The 18,994-nt window shown below is 66.9% G+C and carries 20 protein-coding genes and 1 pseudogene; 14 read left to right on the plus strand and 7 right to left on the minus strand.

Annotated elements, in window-relative coordinates:
• Positions 1-2 precede the first annotated feature (2 nt).
• From VFG17_RS11965 to VFG17_RS11990, 6 genes are all read left to right on the plus strand, one after another.
• Complete coding sequence (locus VFG17_RS11965) at positions 3-611, plus strand: DUF1287 domain-containing protein (protein WP_325029700.1); 609 nt, start codon at positions 3-5, stop codon at positions 609-611.
• A gap of 40 nt (positions 612-651) precedes the next feature.
• Complete coding sequence (locus VFG17_RS11970; protein ID WP_325029701.1) at positions 652-1,677, plus strand: aspartate-semialdehyde dehydrogenase; 1,026 nt, start codon at positions 652-654, stop codon at positions 1,675-1,677.
• 75 nt (positions 1,678-1,752) lie between these two features.
• On the plus strand, positions 1,753-2,454 hold the full coding sequence (locus VFG17_RS11975; protein WP_325029702.1) for a DUF2238 domain-containing protein: 702 nt from the start codon (positions 1,753-1,755) through the stop codon (positions 2,452-2,454).
• Positions 2,378-2,983: a hypothetical protein gene (locus VFG17_RS11980; RefSeq protein WP_325029703.1), complete on the plus strand. Its 606-nt coding sequence runs from the start codon at positions 2,378-2,380 to the stop codon at positions 2,981-2,983. The genes VFG17_RS11975 and VFG17_RS11980 overlap by 77 nt, the downstream gene beginning before the upstream one ends.
• Positions 2,983-3,438, plus strand: coding sequence for a GFA family protein (locus tag VFG17_RS11985; protein WP_325029704.1), 456 nt, complete (start codon positions 2,983-2,985; stop codon positions 3,436-3,438). Before VFG17_RS11980 ends, VFG17_RS11985 begins: the two co-directional genes overlap by 1 nt.
• 67 nt (positions 3,439-3,505) lie before the next feature.
• On the plus strand, positions 3,506-4,240 hold the full coding sequence (locus VFG17_RS11990; protein ID WP_325029705.1) for a DUF4336 domain-containing protein: 735 nt from the start codon (positions 3,506-3,508) through the stop codon (positions 4,238-4,240).
• Positions 4,241-4,420: 180 nt separating this feature from the next.
• Here the strand turns inward: VFG17_RS11990 and rimM are convergent, their stop codons facing one another.
• The 3 genes and pseudogenes from rimM to ffh all read right to left on the minus strand — a co-directional run bounded on the left by rimM (position 4,421) and on the right by ffh (position 7,081).
• On the minus strand, positions 4,421-4,915 hold the full coding sequence (gene rimM / locus VFG17_RS11995) for a ribosome maturation factor RimM (RefSeq protein ID WP_325029706.1): 495 nt from the start codon (positions 4,913-4,915) through the stop codon (positions 4,421-4,423).
• A gap of 198 nt (positions 4,916-5,113) precedes the next feature.
• A pseudogene (gene rpsP / locus VFG17_RS12000) lies at positions 5,114-5,590 on the minus strand (30S ribosomal protein S16); the annotation flags it as partial.
• Positions 5,591-5,635: 45 nt separating this feature from the next.
• Positions 5,636-7,081, minus strand: coding sequence for a signal recognition particle protein (gene ffh, locus VFG17_RS12005; protein WP_325029707.1), 1,446 nt, complete (start codon positions 7,079-7,081; stop codon positions 5,636-5,638).
• 247 nt (positions 7,082-7,328) lie between these two features.
• Here ffh and VFG17_RS12010 point away from each other — a divergent pair, with 247 nt between their 5' ends.
• The 5 genes from VFG17_RS12010 to VFG17_RS12030 are packed head-to-tail and all read left to right on the plus strand — an operon-like array spanning position 7,329 to position 12,710.
• On the plus strand, positions 7,329-8,960 hold the full coding sequence (locus VFG17_RS12010) for a putative bifunctional diguanylate cyclase/phosphodiesterase (protein ID WP_325029708.1): 1,632 nt from the start codon (positions 7,329-7,331) through the stop codon (positions 8,958-8,960).
• A 51-nt stretch (positions 8,961-9,011) separates the two neighbouring features.
• The gene (dapF, locus tag VFG17_RS12015) at positions 9,012-9,818 is read left to right on the plus strand and encodes a diaminopimelate epimerase (RefSeq protein WP_325029709.1); all 807 of its coding nucleotides are present in this window, start codon (positions 9,012-9,014) and stop codon (positions 9,816-9,818) included.
• The gene (locus VFG17_RS12020; protein ID WP_325029710.1) at positions 9,815-11,125 is read left to right on the plus strand and encodes a MiaB/RimO family radical SAM methylthiotransferase; all 1,311 of its coding nucleotides are present in this window, start codon (positions 9,815-9,817) and stop codon (positions 11,123-11,125) included. The genes dapF and VFG17_RS12020 overlap by 4 nt, the downstream gene beginning before the upstream one ends.
• On the plus strand, positions 11,122-12,048 hold the full coding sequence (ftsY, locus tag VFG17_RS12025) for a signal recognition particle-docking protein FtsY (protein ID WP_325029711.1): 927 nt from the start codon (positions 11,122-11,124) through the stop codon (positions 12,046-12,048). Before VFG17_RS12020 ends, ftsY begins: the two co-directional genes overlap by 4 nt.
• Positions 12,045-12,710 carry an inner membrane-spanning protein YciB gene (locus VFG17_RS12030; protein WP_325029712.1) on the plus strand — a complete coding sequence of 222 codons (666 nt, stop codon included), beginning with the start codon at positions 12,045-12,047 and terminating at the stop codon, positions 12,708-12,710. Before ftsY ends, VFG17_RS12030 begins: the two co-directional genes overlap by 4 nt.
• A 29-nt stretch (positions 12,711-12,739) precedes the next feature.
• On the opposite strand, the gene VFG17_RS12035 is transcribed toward VFG17_RS12030, so the two are convergent.
• The 4 genes from VFG17_RS12035 to VFG17_RS12050 all read right to left on the minus strand — a co-directional run bounded on the left by VFG17_RS12035 (position 12,740) and on the right by VFG17_RS12050 (position 16,872).
• Complete coding sequence (locus VFG17_RS12035) at positions 12,740-13,108, minus strand: VOC family protein (protein WP_325029713.1); 369 nt, start codon at positions 13,106-13,108, stop codon at positions 12,740-12,742.
• 117 nt (positions 13,109-13,225) lie between these two features.
• Positions 13,226-14,725, minus strand: a complete 1,500-nt coding sequence (locus VFG17_RS12040) for a trypsin-like peptidase domain-containing protein (RefSeq protein ID WP_325029714.1) — start codon at positions 14,723-14,725, stop codon at positions 13,226-13,228.
• 138 nt (positions 14,726-14,863) lie between these two features.
• Positions 14,864-15,715, minus strand: coding sequence for a protease modulator HflC (locus VFG17_RS12045; protein ID WP_325029886.1), 852 nt, complete (start codon positions 15,713-15,715; stop codon positions 14,864-14,866).
• Positions 15,715-16,872 (minus strand): protease modulator HflK, encoded by a 1,158-nt coding sequence (locus tag VFG17_RS12050; RefSeq protein WP_325029715.1) that lies wholly within the window; start codon positions 16,870-16,872, stop codon positions 15,715-15,717. The genes VFG17_RS12045 and VFG17_RS12050 overlap by 1 nt, the downstream gene beginning before the upstream one ends.
• A 91-nt stretch (positions 16,873-16,963) precedes the next feature.
• Here VFG17_RS12050 and VFG17_RS12055 point away from each other — a divergent pair, with 91 nt between their 5' ends.
• Genes VFG17_RS12055 through VFG17_RS12065 form a run of 3 tightly spaced genes read left to right on the plus strand, consistent with a single transcriptional unit; the run spans position 16,964 to position 18,961 of the window.
• A complete protein-coding gene (locus VFG17_RS12055; RefSeq protein WP_325029716.1) occupies positions 16,964-17,944 on the plus strand; it encodes an Mrp/NBP35 family ATP-binding protein in 981 nt (326 codons plus the stop codon).
• A 1-nt stretch (position 17,945) separates the two neighbouring features.
• Positions 17,946-18,368, plus strand: a complete 423-nt coding sequence (locus tag VFG17_RS12060) for a CoA-binding protein (RefSeq protein ID WP_325029717.1) — start codon at positions 17,946-17,948, stop codon at positions 18,366-18,368.
• Entirely contained in the window at positions 18,365-18,961 is a 597-nt protein-coding gene (locus VFG17_RS12065) for a hypothetical protein (protein ID WP_325029718.1), read from the plus strand. The genes VFG17_RS12060 and VFG17_RS12065 overlap by 4 nt, the downstream gene beginning before the upstream one ends.
• The last annotated feature ends 33 nt before the right edge of the window (positions 18,962-18,994 follow it).

Consider the following 18,994-nt stretch of genomic DNA (forward strand, 5'->3'; position numbering starts at 1 on the left):
TGATGCGAGCATCCTCATCCTTCCAGCCGACACGGCGCGCCTTTCTCGGCGCGGTGCTCGCGTTCGGCGTGTCGGGCGAAGCGATGGCGCTCACCCATGCGCAGCGCCTGGTGCGTGCGGCGCGGCGCCAGGTCGGCGTGACGCTGACTTATGATCCCGCCTACACCGTTCTTCGTTTCCCGAACGGTGACGTCGACCGTTCGAAAGGCGTGTGCACCGATGTCGTGATCCGCGCCTTCCGCGACGCGCTCGGCGTCGACCTCCAGGCCCTTGTAAATGCCGACATGCGTGCCAATTTCAGGGCCTATCCGAAGAACTGGGGCCTTGGCCGCCCCGACCGCAACATCGACCATCGCCGTGTGCCCAACCTCGCGACCTATTGGCGGCGGCAGGGCGCGGCGGTGCCCGTCACCGACGATCCCGCCGACTGGCGCCCGGGCGACATCTTCACCCAGATGGTCGGCGGCCGCCTGCCGCACACCGGCATCGTGTCCGACCGCAAGGACACCACCGGCGTCCCGCTCGTCCTCCACAATATCGGCGGCGGCACGCGCGAGGAGGATGCGCTGTTCGACCACCCGCTGACCGGCCATTTCCGCTGGAAAGTCTGACCAGAGTTTCAATCGAGTTTTTGCACTGAGGAGTGAGTAAATGGGTTATCGTATCGTTGTCGCCGGAGCCACGGGCAATGTCGGGCGCGAAGTGCTCGCCATTCTCGCCGAGCGCGAATTTCCCTACGACGAACTGGCGGCGGTCGCATCGTCGCGCAGCCAGGGCGACGAGATCGAAATCGGCGATACCGGTAAAACCGTGAAGTGCCAGAATATCGAGAATTTCGACTGGTCGGGCTGGGACATGGCGATTTTCGCGATCGGCAGCGACGCGACCGCGATCCACGCGCCCAAAGCTGCCGCGGCGGGCTGCGTCGTGATCGACAATTCGTCGCTCTACCGCATGGACCCCGACGTGCCGCTGATCGTGCCCGAGGTGAACCCCGAGGCGATCGACGGCTACACGGCGAAGAACATCATCGCGAACCCCAATTGCTCGACCGCGCAGATGGTCGTCGCGCTGAAGCCGCTCCACGATGCCGCCAAGATCAAACGCGTCGTCGTCTCGACCTATCAGTCGGTGTCGGGCGCGGGCAAGGCGGGCATGGACGAGCTGTGGAACCAGACGCGCCAGATCTTCGTCGGCGACGAGAAGGACATCAGCAAGTTCACCAAGCAGATCGCCTTCAACGTCATCCCGCACATCGACAAATTCCTCGACGACGGCTCGACCAAGGAGGAATGGAAGATGGTCGTCGAGACCAAGAAGATCCTCGACCCCAAGGTCAAGGTCACCGCGACCTGCGTCCGCGTCCCCGTCTTCGTCGGCCATTCCGAAGCGATCAATATCGAGACCGAGACGGAGCTCTCGGCCGAGGACGCGCAGCGCATTCTGCGCGAGGCGCCGGGCGTCGTGCTCCACGACAAGCGCGAGGATGGCGGCTACATCACCCCCGTCGAATGCGTCGGCGACTTCGCGACCTTCGTATCGCGCGTGCGTGAAGACCCGACGGTCGAAAACGGCCTCAACCTCTGGTGCGTTTCGGACAACCTCCGCAAGGGCGCCGCGCTCAACGCGGTGCAGATCGCGGAGTTGCTCGGCCGCCGGCATTTGAAGAAGGGTTAAGCCACCCCCGAATTCCTTTCGTATCGAGCGAAGTCCATCTCGACTTCGCTCGATGCGAACGGATAAGGAGCGGTGGTGCATGCCCTCGCCACCATTCCCGCCGCCCAGCGCCGCCTGCTCGGCCTGCTCCTCGCGCTGCTGCTCCTCGCGCAGATCGATCAGCCCTATCCCGAGGTCGCGCTGCTCCAGCATATCCCGACGGCGCTGCTGCTCGCCCTCTCACCGTGGCTGCTTCGCCGCTGGCCGATGTCGACCGCGTCGGTCGCGTGCATCATCCTCTTCATGGCGCTCCACACGCTCGGCGGCCGCTACGCCTACAGCAATGTCCCCTATGACGACTGGGCCCGCGCGCTGACGGGCACGAGCCTCTCCGACGCCTTCGGCTGGACGCGCAACCATTATGACCGCCTCGTCCATTTCGCCTTCGGCGCGCTGTCGGTGATCCCCGTCGTCGAAATCGCAAGGCGCTGGGGCGGGCTCGGCCCACGCGGCGCGGGGCTGGCCGTGCTCGGCTGGGTGCTCGCCATTTCGTGTCTCTACGAAATCTTCGAATGGCTGCTCACCATCGTCGCGGCGGGCGAGACCGCCGACCGCTATAACGGGCAGCAAGGCGATATCTGGGATGCGCAAAAGGATATGGCGCTCGCACTATTGGGTGCGATACTGGTGCTCGCGATCCCGCGCCGCGACAGGAGATGCTATGCGCAAGTTCATGACCCTCGCGACGATCGGCCTGCTCGCGGCGTGCAAGCCGGCGGCCGAGAAGGCGCCGGCTGACGCCGATCCCGTCGCGCCGCCAGTTCCCGAAGCAAAGAACGACGGTCCGAACGCCGCGACCACCGCGGTCAGCCTCGACGGCGAAGGGCTGCGCTTCGTCGACAAGACCAGCGGCAAGGCGAGCCTGCTCGCCTTCGGCGTCCCGCGCGCGCAGGCCGAAACGGCCTTGGCGAACGTCGCGGGTAAGGAGGACGACCGCAGCACCAACGCGGAGTGCGGTGCGGGCACGATGGAGTTCACCCGCTACGACGCGATGACGCTCAATTTCCAGGACGGCAAATTCGCCGGCTGGTTCCTCGGCAACGAACCCGGCGCCGATAGCTATTCGACGATGAGCGGGATCGCGGTGGGCACGACGCGTGCCAAGGCGGGCGAATCGGTGACGATCGTCGACATCGAGGACAGTACGCTCGGCGAGGAGTTCAGCATCGGCACCGGCGAGCATGTCATCGGCGGCATGTTCGCCGCGCCGGGGGATGCGGCGAAGATCGACGCGCTGTTCGCCGGCGCGAACTGCTTCTTCCGCTGATGGCGACGACGATCACCGGTGGCTGCCGCTGCGGGCAACTTCGTTACAGCTTCGAGCAGGACGGGCCGCTGCTCAACTATTGCTGCCACTGCCTCGATTGTCAGAAATCGACCGCGAGCGCCTTTGCCGACCAGATCATCGTCGCGACCGACGCGCTCGTGCTGACGGGGCGGGCGGTGACCTTCTCGACCGAGCGACCGTCGGGCGGGACCACGACCAATCAGCATTGCCCCGAATGTTTCAGCCGCGTGTGCAATGCCAATGACGTCTATCCGGCGATGACGATCGTGCGCGCCGGCACGCTCGACGATCCGTCGGGGCTCGAACCGTTCGCGCATATCTGGGTGAAGCAAAAGCGCGGCTGGATCGTTATCGCGGACGGCGTGCCCACGTTTGAGGAAAGCCCCGATCCGATGGAGTTCATGCATTTCGTCATGGAGCGCCGCGGCTCCTGAGGCACCAGTGCTCCATATCCGCCGCCCGAATTGAAACCCCGCCGCCGCATCTGTTACCCTGACGCGCATGTCCAGCTTCGTCCCCTACGCGCCGCTCAACGTGCCCAAGCCGTTCGGCGAGCAAATCTGGATCGTCGACGGCCCCGAAATCCGCATGGACTATGGTCCGACATCGATGCCCTTTCCGACGCGGATGACGGTCGTGCGCCTGCCCGGCGAACGGCTGTGGGTCCACTCGCCGATCGCGCCCGATGAGGCGCTGTTCGCCGCGATCGACCGGCTGGGCGAGGTCGGCTGGCTCGTCGCGCCGAACAGCATCCATTACCGGTATGTCGCCGACTGGCAGGCGCGCTATCCTGCGGCGCGCACCCTCGCGGTGCCGGGGCTCGCCGAAAAGGCGAAGCGCGACTTCCGCATCGACGCGCTGCTCGAAGGCCCGGCGATGCCGCTTCCGGACGGGATCGCCGGCGTGCTCGTCCCGGGCACCATGGTCAGCGAAGCGGTGTTTTTCCACCCCGCCTCGCGCACCGTCATCCTGACCGACCTGATCGAGAATTTCGAACCCGCGCGCGTGCGCAGCCGACTATTTCGCGGGCTGGTGCGGCTGGCCGGGGTCGCGCATCCCGCGGGCGGCACGCCGGTCGACATGCGCCTGACCTTCTGGCCGCGCCGCCGCGCCGTGCGCGCCGCGATGGCGCAAATCCTCGCCTGGGACTGCGAGCGCGTCGTGATGGCGCACGGCCTCCCCTATGAAAGCGGCGGCGCGGCCGAATTGCGCCGCGCCTTCGGATGGGCGCTTTAGCTGCGACCGGTGTTGGAAAGGGACAAACGACCCGTTTCGGCCGAAATCAGCCGTCGCCCCCGCGAAGGCGGGGGCCGCTGTCGGTTTAACGTAACGCCGCTGAGTAAGGCCGCTAGCGGCCCCCGCCTTCGCGGGGGCGACGGCTATTGGGTGTGTCCGCTTCCCACCCCGAAGCCGTCGTTATTCGACGAAGGCCGCGTCGACGGTCACGCCGTCGGCGTTCCATGCCGGCACCGCGCGCGCGTTCATCGGCACCATGAAGCGTTTGCCGCCCGGTTTCTCGATTTCGAGGATGTCGCCCGCGCCGAAATTTTCGACCGCGGCGACATGGCCGATCGCGGCGCCGTCGGTCGACACGCACGGCAGGCCGATCAGGTCGTGGTGATAATATTCGCCCTCACCCAAGACGGGTAGCGCCGAGCGCGGGACGGTGAGCACGGTGCCGCGCAAGGCCTCGGCCGCGCTGCGGCCGGTCACTTCGGCGAAGGTCGCGACCGCGCCCTGATTGGCGGGGCGCACCGATTTGAGGGTGAGTTTGCGGTCCCCCGCATCGAAAACGGAAAAGGCGCGGAGAGCTTCCGCGCCTTCGCCGAACAGTTTGAGACGCACCTCGCCCCGCACCCCATGCGCGCCGGCGATGGCGGCGAGGGTGACGGGGCGATTTGCGTCGGCCAAGGCTTAGCCTTCGGCCTTTTCTTCGCCGGCTTCAGCCGCCGGAGCTTCTTCGGCTTCGGCAGCGACCGGGCCGCCTTCGGCGACTTCTTCGGCGATCGCGGTCGCGTCTTCGGCGGTCGCATCGGCCGGGGTTTCGTCGGCGACGGCTTCGGCGACGGCTTCGGCGGTTTCTTCGCTCTTCACCGAACCGGTTGCGTCCGACTCGGCAGCTTCGGGAGCGGCAGCTTCTTCAGCGGCGGGCGCTTCGGCGGCAGCTTCTTCAGCCGGAGTGGCTTCTTCGGCCGCTTCGGGTTCGGGTGCCGGAGCGGCGGCCGCGGCGGCTGCCGCTTCTTCGGCGTCAGCCAGCTTCTGGGCCTTTTCCTCGGCGCGTTCCTTGGCCTTTTCGCCCGGGACCGCCTTGTTCGGGTTGTTGCGCGCGGCGCGTTCCTTGATGCCCGCGGCGTCGAGGAAGCGGGCGACGCGGTCGCTCGGCTGGGCGCCGACGCTCAGCCAATGCTTCGCGCGGTCGGCGTCGAGCTTGACGCGCTCCGGGCTGTCCTTGGCGAGCAGCGGGTTGTAGCTGCCGATGCGCTCGATGAAGCGGCCGTCGCGCGGGCTGCGCGAATCGGCGACGACGATCTTGTAATAGGGACGCTTTTTCGAGCCGCCGCGTGCGAGGCGAATGGAGGTAGCCATGCGTAATTCCTTCTTTCTAATTCAAATTCGAGTTGTCGGTTAAAATCACTTTTTCTTGTTCATCAGATTGGCGAGTTCGGGCGGGATCGATCCGCCTCCGCCGAGACCGGGGAGGCCACCGCCACCCATTCCCCCCATTCCGGGAATGCCGCCGCCCTTACCGAACAGCGCGCCAAGGCCCTTGAGCCCGCCCATCTTGCGGATCTTCTTCATCGCGCTGGCCATTTCCTGGTGCATCTTGAGCACCTTGTTGACCTGCTGCACCGTGGTGCCCGACCCGTTGGCGATGCGAATCTTGCGCTTCGCGGTCAGGATTTCGGGCTTCGCGCGCTCCTTGGGGGTCATCGACCCCATGATCGCGTCGAAGTGAATGAGCATCTTGTCGTCGGCGGCGCCCGCGGCCATCTGCGCCTGCGCCTTCTTGATGCCCGGGATCATGCCCGCAAGCGCGCCGATGCCGCCCATGCGGCGCATCTGATTGAGTTGGGTGCGCAGGTCGTTGAGGTCGAAGAGGCCCTTCGCCATCTTCGCCGCCATCGCCTCGGCTTCTTCGGCCTGGATCGTTTCGGCGGCACGCTCGACGAGGCTGACCACGTCACCCATGCCGAGGATGCGGCCCGCGATGCGCGAGGGCTGGAAGAGTTCGAGCCCGTCGAGCTTTTCACCCGTGCCCGCGAATTTAATCGGCTTGCCGGTGACCGCGCGCATCGAGAGCGCAGCGCCGCCGCGCGCGTCGCCGTCCATACGCGTGAGCACGACGCCGGTGAGCGGCACCTGATCGGTGAAGCGCTGCGCGACCTGCACCGCGTCCTGACCCGTCAGGCTGTCGACGACGAGCAGCGTTTCGGCGGGGTTGGCGGTGCGCGACACCGCCTGCATCTCGTCCATCAATTGCTGGTCAACGTGGAGACGGCCCGCGGTGTCGAGCATCAGGACGTCATAGCCCTGGAGCTTTGCGGCCTGCATGGCGCGCTGCGCGATCTCGACCGGTTGCTGGCCAGCGACGATCGGCAAGGTCGCGACGTCGATCTGCTGACCAAGGACGGCGAGCTGTTCCTGCGCGGCGGGGCGGTTGACGTCGAGCGACGCCATCAGCACCTTCTTGCGCTCCTTGTCCTTGAGGCGCTTCGCGATCTTCGCGGTCGTCGTCGTCTTGCCCGAGCCCTGAAGGCCGACCATCATGATCACGGCGGGCGGGGTGACGGCGAGTTCGAGCTCGGCGGTTTCGGAGCCGAGCATCTCGGTCAGCGCGTCGCTGACGATCTTGACCACCTGCTGCCCCGGGGTGACCGAGCGCAGGACATTCTGGCCGATCGCGAGTTCGGTGACCTGATCGACGAAGCTGCGCACGACGGGGAGCGCGACGTCGGCTTCGAGCAGCGCGATTCGCACTTCGCGCATCGCCGCGCGCACGTCGGCCTCGGTCAGCGCGCCGCGGCCGCGGAGCTTCCCGAAAACATCGCCAAGCCGATTGCTCAGACTGTCGAACATGCGCCTCAAATCCTTCTTCGAAAGCCCGCAACGCAAAAGACGCCGGTGAGCGAAACCTCGCCAACCAGCGGCTATCCGTGGACAGACTTTCCGTCGCGGACATCGATATGCCCGTGCGCAAGATGCACGCGGACGCGGCGGCCTCTACACAAAGATGCGCGCAAAGGCAAGGTGCGCCCGCCAGCGCGCACTTAACCCAAATTTCACCGCTTTCGCCGATAAAGCCCGTGAGGGTGGGACCATATATATGACATCGACGCCGAAGCCATTCGACCGCAGCGAGGGCGCCAAACGCGACATCATCGCCGGCGGCATCGTCGTCGCCGCGATCCTGCTGTTCGTCGGCACGGGCAGCAATGTGATGCAGGCGGCGGTTCGCGCGCTGATCGGCATCGGCGGCGGGCCCGACCGCGCGCTCGCGACGGCGCTGGTGCTCAACATCGCGCTGATCCTCTTCGGCTGGCGCCGTTACAAGGATCTCAACCGCGAAATCGTCGAGCGCACCGAGGCCGAACAGCGTGCGCGCTACCTTGCCGACACCGACCCGCTGACGGGCTTCCTCAACCGCCGCGCGCTGCTCGCGGCCGGGCAACGGATGATCGCGGGTGCCGCCGCCGAGAAACGCCAGGTCGCGCTTTTCCTGCTCGACCTCGACCATTTCAAGACCGTCAACGACATCCACGGCCACGCCGCGGGCGACCGCGTGCTGCAGGTCGCGGCCGAGCGCATCTCGGCCGTCCTGCCGCCCAATGCCACCAAGGCGCGGCTCGGCGGTGACGAGTTTGTCGCGATGCTGGCTTTCGAACCCGCGGCGCGCGCCGACATCGACGCGCTCGCCGCCGAGCTGGTGGCGGCGCTCGACAATATGATCGCGCACGACGCGCAGCAGATCCGCATCGGCGCGTCGCTCGGTATCGCGCTCGCCAATGATGCGAGCATGACGATGGAAACGATGGTCCGGCAGGCCGACATCGCGATGTATCATTGCAAGGACGAGGGCCGGAACCGCTTCTGCTGGTTCGAAGTCGGAATGGAGATGGCAGTGCAGGTCCGCAACCAGATCGAGACCGGTATCCGTGACGGCATGCCGCGCGGCGAGTTCGTTCCGCATTTCGAGCCGCAGGTCGACATCGCGAGCGGACGCCTGCTCGGCTTCGAGATGCTGATGCGCTGGGAATCGCCCGAATATGGCATGATCCCGCCCGAGCGCTTCATTCCGGTCGCCGAGGAAAGCGGGCTGATCGGCGAATTGTCGCTGAAAGTGATCCGCGAGGCGATGGAGATCGCCAAGCGCTGGGACCCGTCGATCATGCTCGCGGTCAATATCTCGCCGCAGCAGCTGAAGGACCCGTGGTTCAGCCAGAAGCTGACCAAATTGCTCGTGGAAACGGGATTCCCCGCCGCGCAGCTCGAGGTCGAGATCACCGAAAGCTCGCTGTTCGAGAATCTGCCGCTCGTGCGCTCGATCGTCACCAGCCTCAAAAATCAGGGCGTGTCCTTGAGCCTCGACGATTTCGGCACCGGCTACAGCTCGCTGTCGCATCTGCGCGCGCTGCCGTTCGACCGCATCAAGATCGACCGCAGCTTCATCGCCGCGATGCGCGGCAGCCCCGATGCGCAGGCGATCGTCGTCGCGATCGTTCGGCTGGGCGAAAGCCTGGCGATGCCGATCACCGCCGAGGGCGTCGAGGACGAGGCGACCGCGATCGAACTGACGCGGCTCGGCTGCTCGAAGGGTCAGGGCTGGCATTTCGGCCGCGCGGCGTCGGCGGCCGACACCGACCGCCTGCTCGCCGAGCGCGGCCTGCTGCGCGCGCCGATGGTTCCGCCATTGGGGCCCGACGCGAGCGAGGACGCGCCGCTGCGCAAGTCGGCCTGATCCCGCCGCATCGCTAGACTTCGCGCCCGCGCGCCCTTACATGCGCGGATTATGGCAGACCGCTTCACCAAGATGCACGGCCTCGGCAACGACTTCGTCGTGATCGACGCGCGCGAGCATGGCGTCGAGATGACGCCGGCGCGTGCGCATGCGATCGCCGACCGGCGTCACGGCATCGGGTGCGATCAGCTGATCCTGCTCGAACCGTCGGCGAGTGCGGACGTGAAGATGCGCATCTTCAACGCCGATGGCGGCGAGGTCGAGGCGTGCGGGAATGCGACGCGCTGCGTCGCGACGCTGATCGGCAAGCCCGCGGTGATCGAGACGCTGGGCGGGATGCTGCGCGTCACCCCGGCCGATGGGGGTGCCGAAGTCACGCTGGGCGAGCCGGTGTTCGACTGGGAACATATCCCGCTCGCGATGCCGATGGACACGCGCGACATGCCCGTCGCATGGGACGAGCTGGAACATGGCGCCGCGGTCAATGTCGGCAATCCGCACATCGTCTTTTTCGTGCCCGAGGCCGACGCCGTCGCGCTCGACCAGCTCGGCCCGCGGATCGAGACCGACCCGCTATTTCCCGAACGCGTCAACGTCAACGTCGCGAGCCTCGACGGCGAGAACCAGCTGCAACTGCGCGTCTGGGAACGCGGCGTCGGGCTGACGCAGGCGTGCGGCACCGGCGCGTGCGCGACCGCGGTCGCGGCGATCCGCGCGGGCAAGGTGCAGTCGCCGGTGACGGTATCGCTGCCCGGCGGCGACCTCGTCATCCGCTGGGCGCCGGGCGCGCCGATCGTGATGAGCGGCGCCGCGACGCGCGTATACGAAGGCGAGACCGACTGGGCGCAGTTCGGATGAGCGCAGCCCTCGCCGACCGCCAGAAGGTCGTCAATTTCGGTTGCCGGCTGAATATCGCCGAAGGCGAGGCTATCCGCTCGGCCGTCGAGGCCGCGGGCGCGAGCGATACGATCGTCTTCAACAGCTGCGCGGTGACCGACGAAGCGGTGCGGCAGGTGCGGCAGGCGGTACGCCGGAGCTTACGCGAACGGCCGGGCGCCGAGGTGGTGGTGACGGGGTGCGCGGCGGAACTCGAGGCCGAGCGTTTTGCGGCGATGGGTGCGCGGGTGGTGCGCAACGATGCGAAGGGTTTGGTCGAGAGTTATCAATCCACCGTGTCCCCGCGCAGGCGGGGGCCCATCTCCGATGGGCTCCAATTCGAACCGGCAGGTGATGGGCCCCTGCCTTCGCAGGGGCACGCTGCTCCTTGCTACACCCCCGCCCTCTCTGGCGCTGATCATGCGCGCGCCTTTCTCGGCGTCCAGACCGGCTGCTCGCACAGCTGCACCTTTTGCGCGACGGTGCTCGCGCGCGGCACGGCGCGGTCGGCGAGCGTCGATGCGGTCGTGGCATCCGCGCAAACCGCTCTCGATCGCGGCCAGCGCGAGATCATCCTGACCGGGGTCGACCTCGCGAGCTATGGCGACGACAGCGGCACGACGCTCGCGGCGCTCGTCGAGGCGCTGCTGACGCTGCCGGTCGGGCGTCTTCGCCTCTCGTCGCTCGACCCCGACCGGATCGACGAGGCGCTGTTCGCGCTGCTGACGCAGGAAAAGCGCGTGATGCCGCACGTCCACCTGTCGCTGCAGGCGGGCGACGATATGGTGCTGACGCGGATGAAGCGGCGCCATCGCCGCGCCGATGCGGTGCGCCTGATCGAGCGGCTGAAAGCCGCGCGCCCGGAGATCGCGATCGGCGCCGACCTGATCGCGGGCTTTCCGACCGAGGATGAGGCGATGTTCGCCAACTCGCTGGCGCTGATCGACGATTGCGACATCGTTTTCGGCCACATCTTTCCGTACAGCCCGCGCGCCGGGACGCCCGCCGCGCGGATGCCGCAAGTCGGGCGCACCGTTGCACGCGAGCGCGCTGCGGCGCTGCGCGAAGCCAATGCGCGGCGGCGGCAGGGCTGGCTCGATACGCAGGTCGGCCGCGCCGCATCGATGCTCGTCGAGCGCGACGGTGTCAGCGGCCATGCCGAGAATTTCGCCGCCGTGGCGCTGACCGCGCCCGCGGCGCCCGGCACCATCATCGACGTGCGCCTCGGCGCGCGTGACGGCGACCGCATGATCGCCACTCCCACGCAAATAAAGGATAACGCGGCATGACCGGCCAAAGCTGGAGCGAAAGGCTGCTCGGCGGATTTCGCCGCACGTCGGAGCGGCTCGGCGAAAATCTCGCCGGACTGACCGGCAAGGCGCGGCTCGACGAGGATGATCTCGACCGGATCGAGGAGGCGCTGATCACCGCCGACCTCGGCCCCGCGATGGCCGGTCGCATCCGCGAGCGCCTCGCGGCACGGCGCGATGCCGTGGCGGGCGGGATCGAGGAGTTGCGCAAGATCGTCGCCGACGAGATCGCCGCCGTGCTGCGCCCCGTCGCCGAACCGCTCGATATCGATGCCTTTCCGCGCCCGCAGGTCATCCTCGTGATCGGGGTCAACGGGTCGGGCAAGACCACCACCATCGCCAAGCTCGCGCACCTGTTCCAGGAACAGGATTATGGCGTGATGCTCGTCGCGGGCGACACCTTCCGCGCGGCCGCCATCGGCCAGCTCAAGGTCTGGGCCGAGCGGCTCGGCGTGCCGATCATGGCCGGGCCCGAGGGCGGCGACAGCGCGGGCATCGTGTTCGACGCGGTCAAGCAGGCGACCGCGACGGGCATCGACGTGCTGATCGTCGACACCGCCGGGCGACTGCAGAACAAGCGCGAGCTGATGGACGAGCTCGCGAAGATCAAGCGCGTGCTCGGCCGGCTCAACCCCGCGGCGCCGCACGACGTCGTGCTCGTGCTCGACGCGACGACGGGGCAGAATGCGCTGTCGCAGATCGACGTGTTCCGCGAGGTCGCGGGGGTCACCGGGCTCGTGATGACCAAGCTCGACGGCACCGCGCGCGGGGGCGTGCTGGTGTCCGCCGCCGAGCGCCACGGCCTTCCCATCCACGCGATCGGCATCGGCGAAACGATCGACGACCTCCGCCCGTTCGATGCCGACGAGATCGCGGGCATCATTGCAGGAAATATCCGATGAGCGACGTCCTCCCCAGCGGTCCCGAGCCCGTGCCTGCGCCGCCGCCGGCGAAGCATGGCTGGCTCAATTTCGTGATCGATTTCGGGCCGCTGCTCGTCTTTTTCCTCGCCTATAAATTTTCGTCGGGCGGCGAAGGCGCCTTCGCGGCGACGACCGCGGCGATCAAGGGCACGGTCGCCTTCATGGTCGCGATCGTCATCGCGATGGCGGTGTCGAAGTGGAAGCTCGGTAAGATTTCGCCAATGCTGTGGATGTCGAGCATCCTCGTCCTCGGCTTCGGCGCGCTGACGATCTGGTTCCACGACGAGCGTTTCATCGTGATGAAGCCGACGATCATCTACGCCGCCTTCGCCATACTGCTGCTCGGCGGATACTGGTTCAAGCGGCCGATGCTCAAATATCTGCTTCAGTCGGCGCTCGAGGGGCTGACCGAAAAGGGCTGGCTGCTGCTCTCGCGCAACTGGGGGCTGTTCTTCGGCGCGCTCGGCATCGCCAATCATGTGATGTACGAGCTGATCCAGTCCAAGGCGATGAGCTTCGACCTGTGGCTGACGATCAAGGTCTGGGGCGTCACCGCCCTCTCCTTTCTCTTCACGCTGAGCCAAGTGCCGGTGATGCTCAAGAACGGGCTCGCGGTCGCGGAGGACGCCGCCGACAGCTAGAGCCTGTCCCTGGAACGGCGCCGGCGCGCTCAGCCCATCACGAAGGCGTTGAGTTTATTGCCGTCGGGATCGCGGAAATAGCCGGCGTAAAACCCTTCGCCGCGCGGTCCCGGGGGGCCTTCGCAGGTGCCGCCGTTCGCCAGCGCGATGTCGTAGAGGCGATGGACCTGATCCTGGTCCTTCGCCGCGAGCGCGACCATCACGCCGTTGCCGACCGACGCGGCATTGCCGTCGAAGGGCTTGGTCAGGCCGATGCCCGCGGGACCGTCCGGCTTGCCCCAGGCGATGAAGCTTTCATATTCCATCATCCGCGGCGTTTCGAGTTCGGCGGCGATCGCGTCGTAAAAGGCGGCGGCGCGCGCCAGATCGTTCGTCCCCAGCGTTACATATCCGATCATGATCCATTCTCCCGACTCGTTGGTCGGAACATAATAGGAACATTGATCCCGCCGGGCAAATGAAAAGGGCGCCGCGACCAAGGCCGCGACGCCCTTTTCGATTCCGGTCGCCTTCGCCTATTCGGCGATGCGGATCGCGATGAACGCCGGCGGCTGGCCGCGGCGCAGGATTTCGAGCAGCACCGCGTTGCGGCCCGCCTTCTTCGCCGCCGCGAGGACGCCCGAGAGCGCCTCGCTGCTCGTCACCGCGCTGCGGTTGGCGCTGAGGATGATGTCGCCGCGGCGCAGCCCCTTGCGGCCCGCGTCGCTGTTGCCGCCGACGGCGGCGATCACCAGCCCCTTGGTGTCGGCATCGACGCCGATCGAGCGCGCGATCGCGGTCGTCAGCGGCTGGACCGCCATGCCGAGCTGGTCCTGGATCGCCTGATCGGCGGTGCCGGTCGGATCCTCGGGCAGCGTCTGTTCGGCTTCGGGATCGAAATTCTCGCCGGTCAGTTCGCTTTCGGGCGGACGGGTGCCGATGACCGCCGACAGCGACAGCGTCTTGCCTTCGCGGATGACCTCGATCGGAACGCGCGTGCCCGGTTTGATGTTGGCGACGATGTAGGACAGCGTCTGCTGCGGCGTGATTTCCTTGCCATTGATCTTGGTCACGACGTCGCCGCGCTTCAGCCCGGCCTTTGCCGCCGCCTGACCATCCTCGAGACGCTGGACGATCTCGCCGCGGTCCTTGGGCAGGCCAAGCGCCGCCGCCATATCCTCGCTGACCGGCACGATGCCGATGCCCAGATAGCCGCGCTGCGGCGCTTCGCCGGCGCGCAGCGCCTCGATCACCGGGATCGCGGCGTCGGCGGGAATCGCGAAGTTGACGCCGATGTTGGCGCCGACGGGCGAGATCAGCATATTGTTGATGCCGACGACATTGCCCTGAAGGTCGAACAGCGGACCGCCCGAATTGCCGCGGTTGATCGCGGTATCGGTCTGGATATAGCGGTCATAGGCACCGCCCTGGCCGATGTTGCGCTGAACCGCCGAGATGATCCCCGCGGTCACGGTCGAACCGAGGCCGAGCGGGTTGCCGATCGCGACGACCCAGTCGCCGACGCGCGCCGGGCTGCCGTCGGCGAATTTCACGAAGGGCATGCCGGTCGCGTCGATCTTGAGCAGCGCGAGATCCGACGCGGCATCGCGGCCGACGATCTTCGCCGTATATTCCTTCTGGTTGGTGAGCGTCACGGTGACCTGATCGACGGTCTGCTCGCCGCGCGGACCGCCGGCGATCACATGGTTGTTGGTGACGATATAGCCGTCGGCCGAGATCAGGAAGCCCGAGCCGCCGCCCTGCTGTTCCTGCGTGATCGGCTCGCGCGTTCCGGCAAAGGGATTGAGCCGGACGCCGAGCGTCACTTCCTGCTTGGTCGAGATGTTGACCACCGCGGGCTGCAGCTGCTCGACGAGGTCGGCGAAGCTTTCGGGCGCGCCGGCGCGCGGAACGGCCTTGGCGATCTCGCTCTTTTCGTTCTGCGCAACCTGGGCGCCGACGGGGGACTGGGTGACCAGCGCCAGCGCGGTGCCACCCGCCAGCAAGGCCGAAGTGATGCCATAAACATAACGCACGATCGGAAATCCTCTTCGTTCTTCAAAAAATCCAATAACCCCGGCTGCGGCGGTCTGCGGCGGGGCGGCTGAACGCTGTTTGAACATGAACGGGCCCTGTCGGTTCCATTCATCGGTCGTCCGCCTGCCGCGAACGCGTCAACCGCCGCTGAAACGCTTCAGATATTCATTGTCGGGCGACATGATGATCGACGTCCCGCCCTGGTTGTTTTCACCCAGGAAGGTCTGCCGATAGCTTTGCATCGCGCGATAGAAGTCATAGAATTCGGGGTCCTTGCCAAAGCTCGCGGCATAGATGCGCGCCGCCTCGCCGTCGGCGTTGCCGCGGATGATCTGCGCTTCCTTCTGCCCTTCGGCGCGGATCGCGATCGCTTCCTGCTGGCGTGCGGTGCGCATGCGATTGTAAGCCGCCTCGAGCGTCGCGCCTTCGGGCAGATCGGCGCGCTTGATCCGCACGTCGATGATCTCGGCGCCATATTTCTGCGCCTCGCGGTTGAGCGCGACCTGGATATTGTCCATGACCGCGCCGCGCTCGGGCGACAGCAGGGTAGCGAAGGTGCGCTTGCCGAGTTCGTTGCGCAGCGACGAGCCGAGGATCGTCGCGAGCTGCGTCTGCAACTTATCCTCGGTGCGGATCGCGGTATACATGCGCACCGGATTGGTGATGCGGAAGCGCGCGAACGCATCGACCTGCAGCCGCTGCTGGTCGGTCGACAGCACCTGCTGGCGCTCCATGTTCACGCCGAGGATGCGCTTGTCGATATATTGGATGCCGTCGGTGAAGGGGACGCGCAGGACGAGCCCGGCGCCCGAGCGCCCGAAGTCCTCGTTCGGCTTGTAGCGGTTCACCGTGCGTTCGATCTCGCCGAATCGCAGGATCAGCGCCTGCTTGTCCTCGGGCACGATCGCCAGCGACTGCGACAGGATAACGAGCAGCGCGACGACGACGACGAGCAGGCGGATCGGGTTCCGGAACAGTGAGGCGAACATCATTCGCCTCCCTTCTGGGCGGCGTCGGGCGCCTTCAACCGCTTCTGCACTTCATTGAGCGGCAAATAGGGGGTCACCCCGCGCGCCTCGACAATCGTCTTGTCGACGTTCGACAACACCGTCTCCATCGTTTCATAATAAAGGCGCTGGCGCGTCACTTCGGGGGCCAGCTGATATTGGGCGTAAATCTGGTCGAACGCCGACGTGTCGCCGCGCGCGCGCTCGAGCACCTGCTGTTCATAGGCGCGCGCGAGGTTGATCGCCGATTCGCGTTCCTGGCGCGCCGCGGTGACCTCCTTGAACGCCTCGTCGACCTGGCTCGGCGGATCGACCTGGCGGATCGCGATGCCCTGGATCATCACGCCCGCGCGATATTGGTCGAGCAGTTCCTGCATCCGCTGCTGGACCTGCGCCTCGATCTCGACGCGGCCCGGGCCGATCGCCTGGACGAGGTCGAAATTGGCGACCGTCGCGCGCATCGCGCTTTCGGCGACTTCGCGGATCGTCCCTTCGGGATCGGCGAGCTGGAAGAAGAACAGCTCGGGATCGCGTACCGACCAGCGGACCTCATAGGCGAGATCGACGATGCTCTGGTCGCGCGTCAGCACGAAATTCTCGTCGGTCGCGTTCGGCGAACCGATCGGCATCGTGCGGATCGCGCGGACGTCTTCCATCCGGATGCGCTCGATCGGCGCCGGCCAGGTGAATTTGACGCCCGGCCCGACGGTGCGCGAATAGCTGCCGAGGCGCGTCACCACGCCTTCCTTTTCGGGAGGAACGATGTGGAACGAGGAAAAGACCACCCACGCGACGACCACCGCGAGGACGGCCCATTTCCAGAACTTCGCCGAATCGCCGAGATTGAACTGGCCGCCGCTGCCGCCCGATCCGCCGCCGCCGAAACCGCCGCGCCCCTTGCGCAGCAGCTCGTCGAGCGCCGAGGGGCCGCGCGGCTTTGGGCCGCGCCGCTGATCGGCGGGATCGGGGGTGACCCAGGGGTTGCGCGGCCCGGGGCGCTTGCCGTCGCCTTTGCCATCGTCGCCGTCTTTGGGGCCATTGCCCCACGGACTGTTCGCCATCTGGCTGATCTGCTGGAGAAATTGCCGCAATCCCCCCGGACGGCGGCCGGCCATGTTGGCGTCATTTTCGTTGCTCATGCTGCTTTTATAGGGGCGGCGGGCGCGATTAACAGGGGGTGCGCGCGAAAATGGCTGGCAATCGGCTTCGTCATGCCTATCTGCCGCGAGCATGACCGACACCGCTCCCCTCGCCAGCATCGCCGCCGACCTCTCCGGCGGCCGCACCTCGGGCCTTCGCTTTCTCGACGATGAAGGAACGCTCGCGATCGTTCTCGACGTCACCGGGCTGGCGACCGAAGCGCGAAAACCGCTCGAGGACAAGCTGCGCGCGGGGCTGCTCGAACAGCCGGGGGTGAACGAAGTGCGCGTCGCGATGACCGCCGAGAAAAAGGCGATGACGATCATCGCGGTCGGCAGCGGCAAGGGCGGGGTCGGCAAATCGACGCTCGCCGCGAACCTCGCGGTCGCGCTGCACCGGTTGGGGATCAAGGTCGGGCTGGTCGATGCCGATATCTATGGCCCGTCGCAGCCCCGCCTGATGGACAGCGAGGGCGTGAAGCCCGAAGCGCGCGGCTCGAAACTGGCCCCTGTCCCCAACGCCTATGGCGTGCCGATGCTGTCGACAGGACAGATCGCGGCGCCGGGGCAGGCGATCGCCTGGCGCGGCCCGATGGCGGGCAAGGCGCTCGAACAGCTCGTCGATGCGAGCTGGGGTGACATCGACACGCTCGTCGTCGATCTGCCCCCCGGCACCGGCGACGTCCAGCTGACGATGATCCAGAAACATAAACCCGCAGGCGCGGTGATCGTGTCGACGCCGCAGGATCTGGCGCTGATGGACGCGACGCGCGCGATCAACCTGTTCGAACAGGCCGACGTGCCGATCATCGGGCTGGTCGAGAATATGGCGGGTTACGCCTGCCCGCATTGCGGCGAGGTCAGCGACCCGTTCGGCAGCGGCGGCGCCGAAGCCGCGGCGGGGACGATGGGGCTCGACTTCCTCGGCCGGGTGCCGCTGTCGATGGGCATCCGCCTCGCGAGCGACGGCGGGGTGCCGCCGGCGGCGGGAACCGATCCAGCGGGTGAACCATTCCACGCGATAGCGGCAAAGGTCGCCGACTGGCTGAACGCGCGCAAGAAGGGAAGCTGACATGGCAATCAACGACGAGGGCGAAATCCGCGAATTGCTCGGTCAGTCGCGCCGCATCGCGGTGGTCGGCGCCTCGCCCAACCCGGCGCGCCCGTCGAACGGGGTGCTCGCCTTTCTGATGCGCCAGGGCCATGACGTGATCGCGGTCAATCCCGGCCACGCCGGGTCGACGATCCACGGCGCCCCCGTCGTCGCGACGCTCGCCAATGTCGAGCCGCCGGCCGAGATCGTCGACATCTTTCGCAACAGCGAAGACGCCGGCGCCGCGGTCGACGAAGCGATCGTCCATGGCGCGAGGGCGGTATGGCTGCAGATTGGCGTCATCAACGAAGCCGCCGCCAAGCGCGCCGAAGCCGCGGGGCTGGCCGTCGTGATGGACCGCTGCCCGAAGGTCGAAATTCCGCGCCTCGGCCTGCTCAAGTGAAGGTCGCTCTTTCGCTGTTCGCTGCGAGCGCGCTCGCAGGCTGCGCGACGACGCCTGCCGCAACGAACCCGCAAGACGCCTTCTTCACCGCGCTCTCGGCGCGGTGCGGCAAGGCCTATGCCGGGAAGCTCGCGAGCGATCAGGAAGCCGACGCCGACATGCGCGGCAAGGCGATGGTGATGCACATCCGCCATTGCACGAACGACCGCATCGAAATCCCCTTTCACATCGACGGGCTCGGCCCGAACGGCGGCTGGGATCGCTCGCGCACCTGGATCGTCAGCCGCACAGCGGCGGGCCTTCGCCTCAAGCATGATCATCGCCACGCCGACGGCACCCCCGACGCGGTGACACTCTACGGCGGCGACACCGCCGATGCGGGAACCGCGACACGCCAGACCTTCCCGGTCGACGCCGAATCGATCGCGATGTTCACCGCGACCGGGCGCAGCGTTTCGAACACCAACATCTGGTCGGTCGAAACCACCCCTGCGGGCTTTACCTATGGGCTTAACCGCGAAGGGCGCCATTTCCGCGTCGCGTTCGATTACGCAAAACCCGTGCCGCCGCCGCCCGCGCCCTGGGGCTGGTAGGGGGGAACCCTTCCGCCCGTCATGCGCTAGCCC

The sequence above is a fragment of the Sphingopyxis sp. genome (assembly GCF_035686825.1).
In the GTDB taxonomy this organism is placed as follows: domain Bacteria; phylum Pseudomonadota; class Alphaproteobacteria; order Sphingomonadales; family Sphingomonadaceae; genus Sphingopyxis.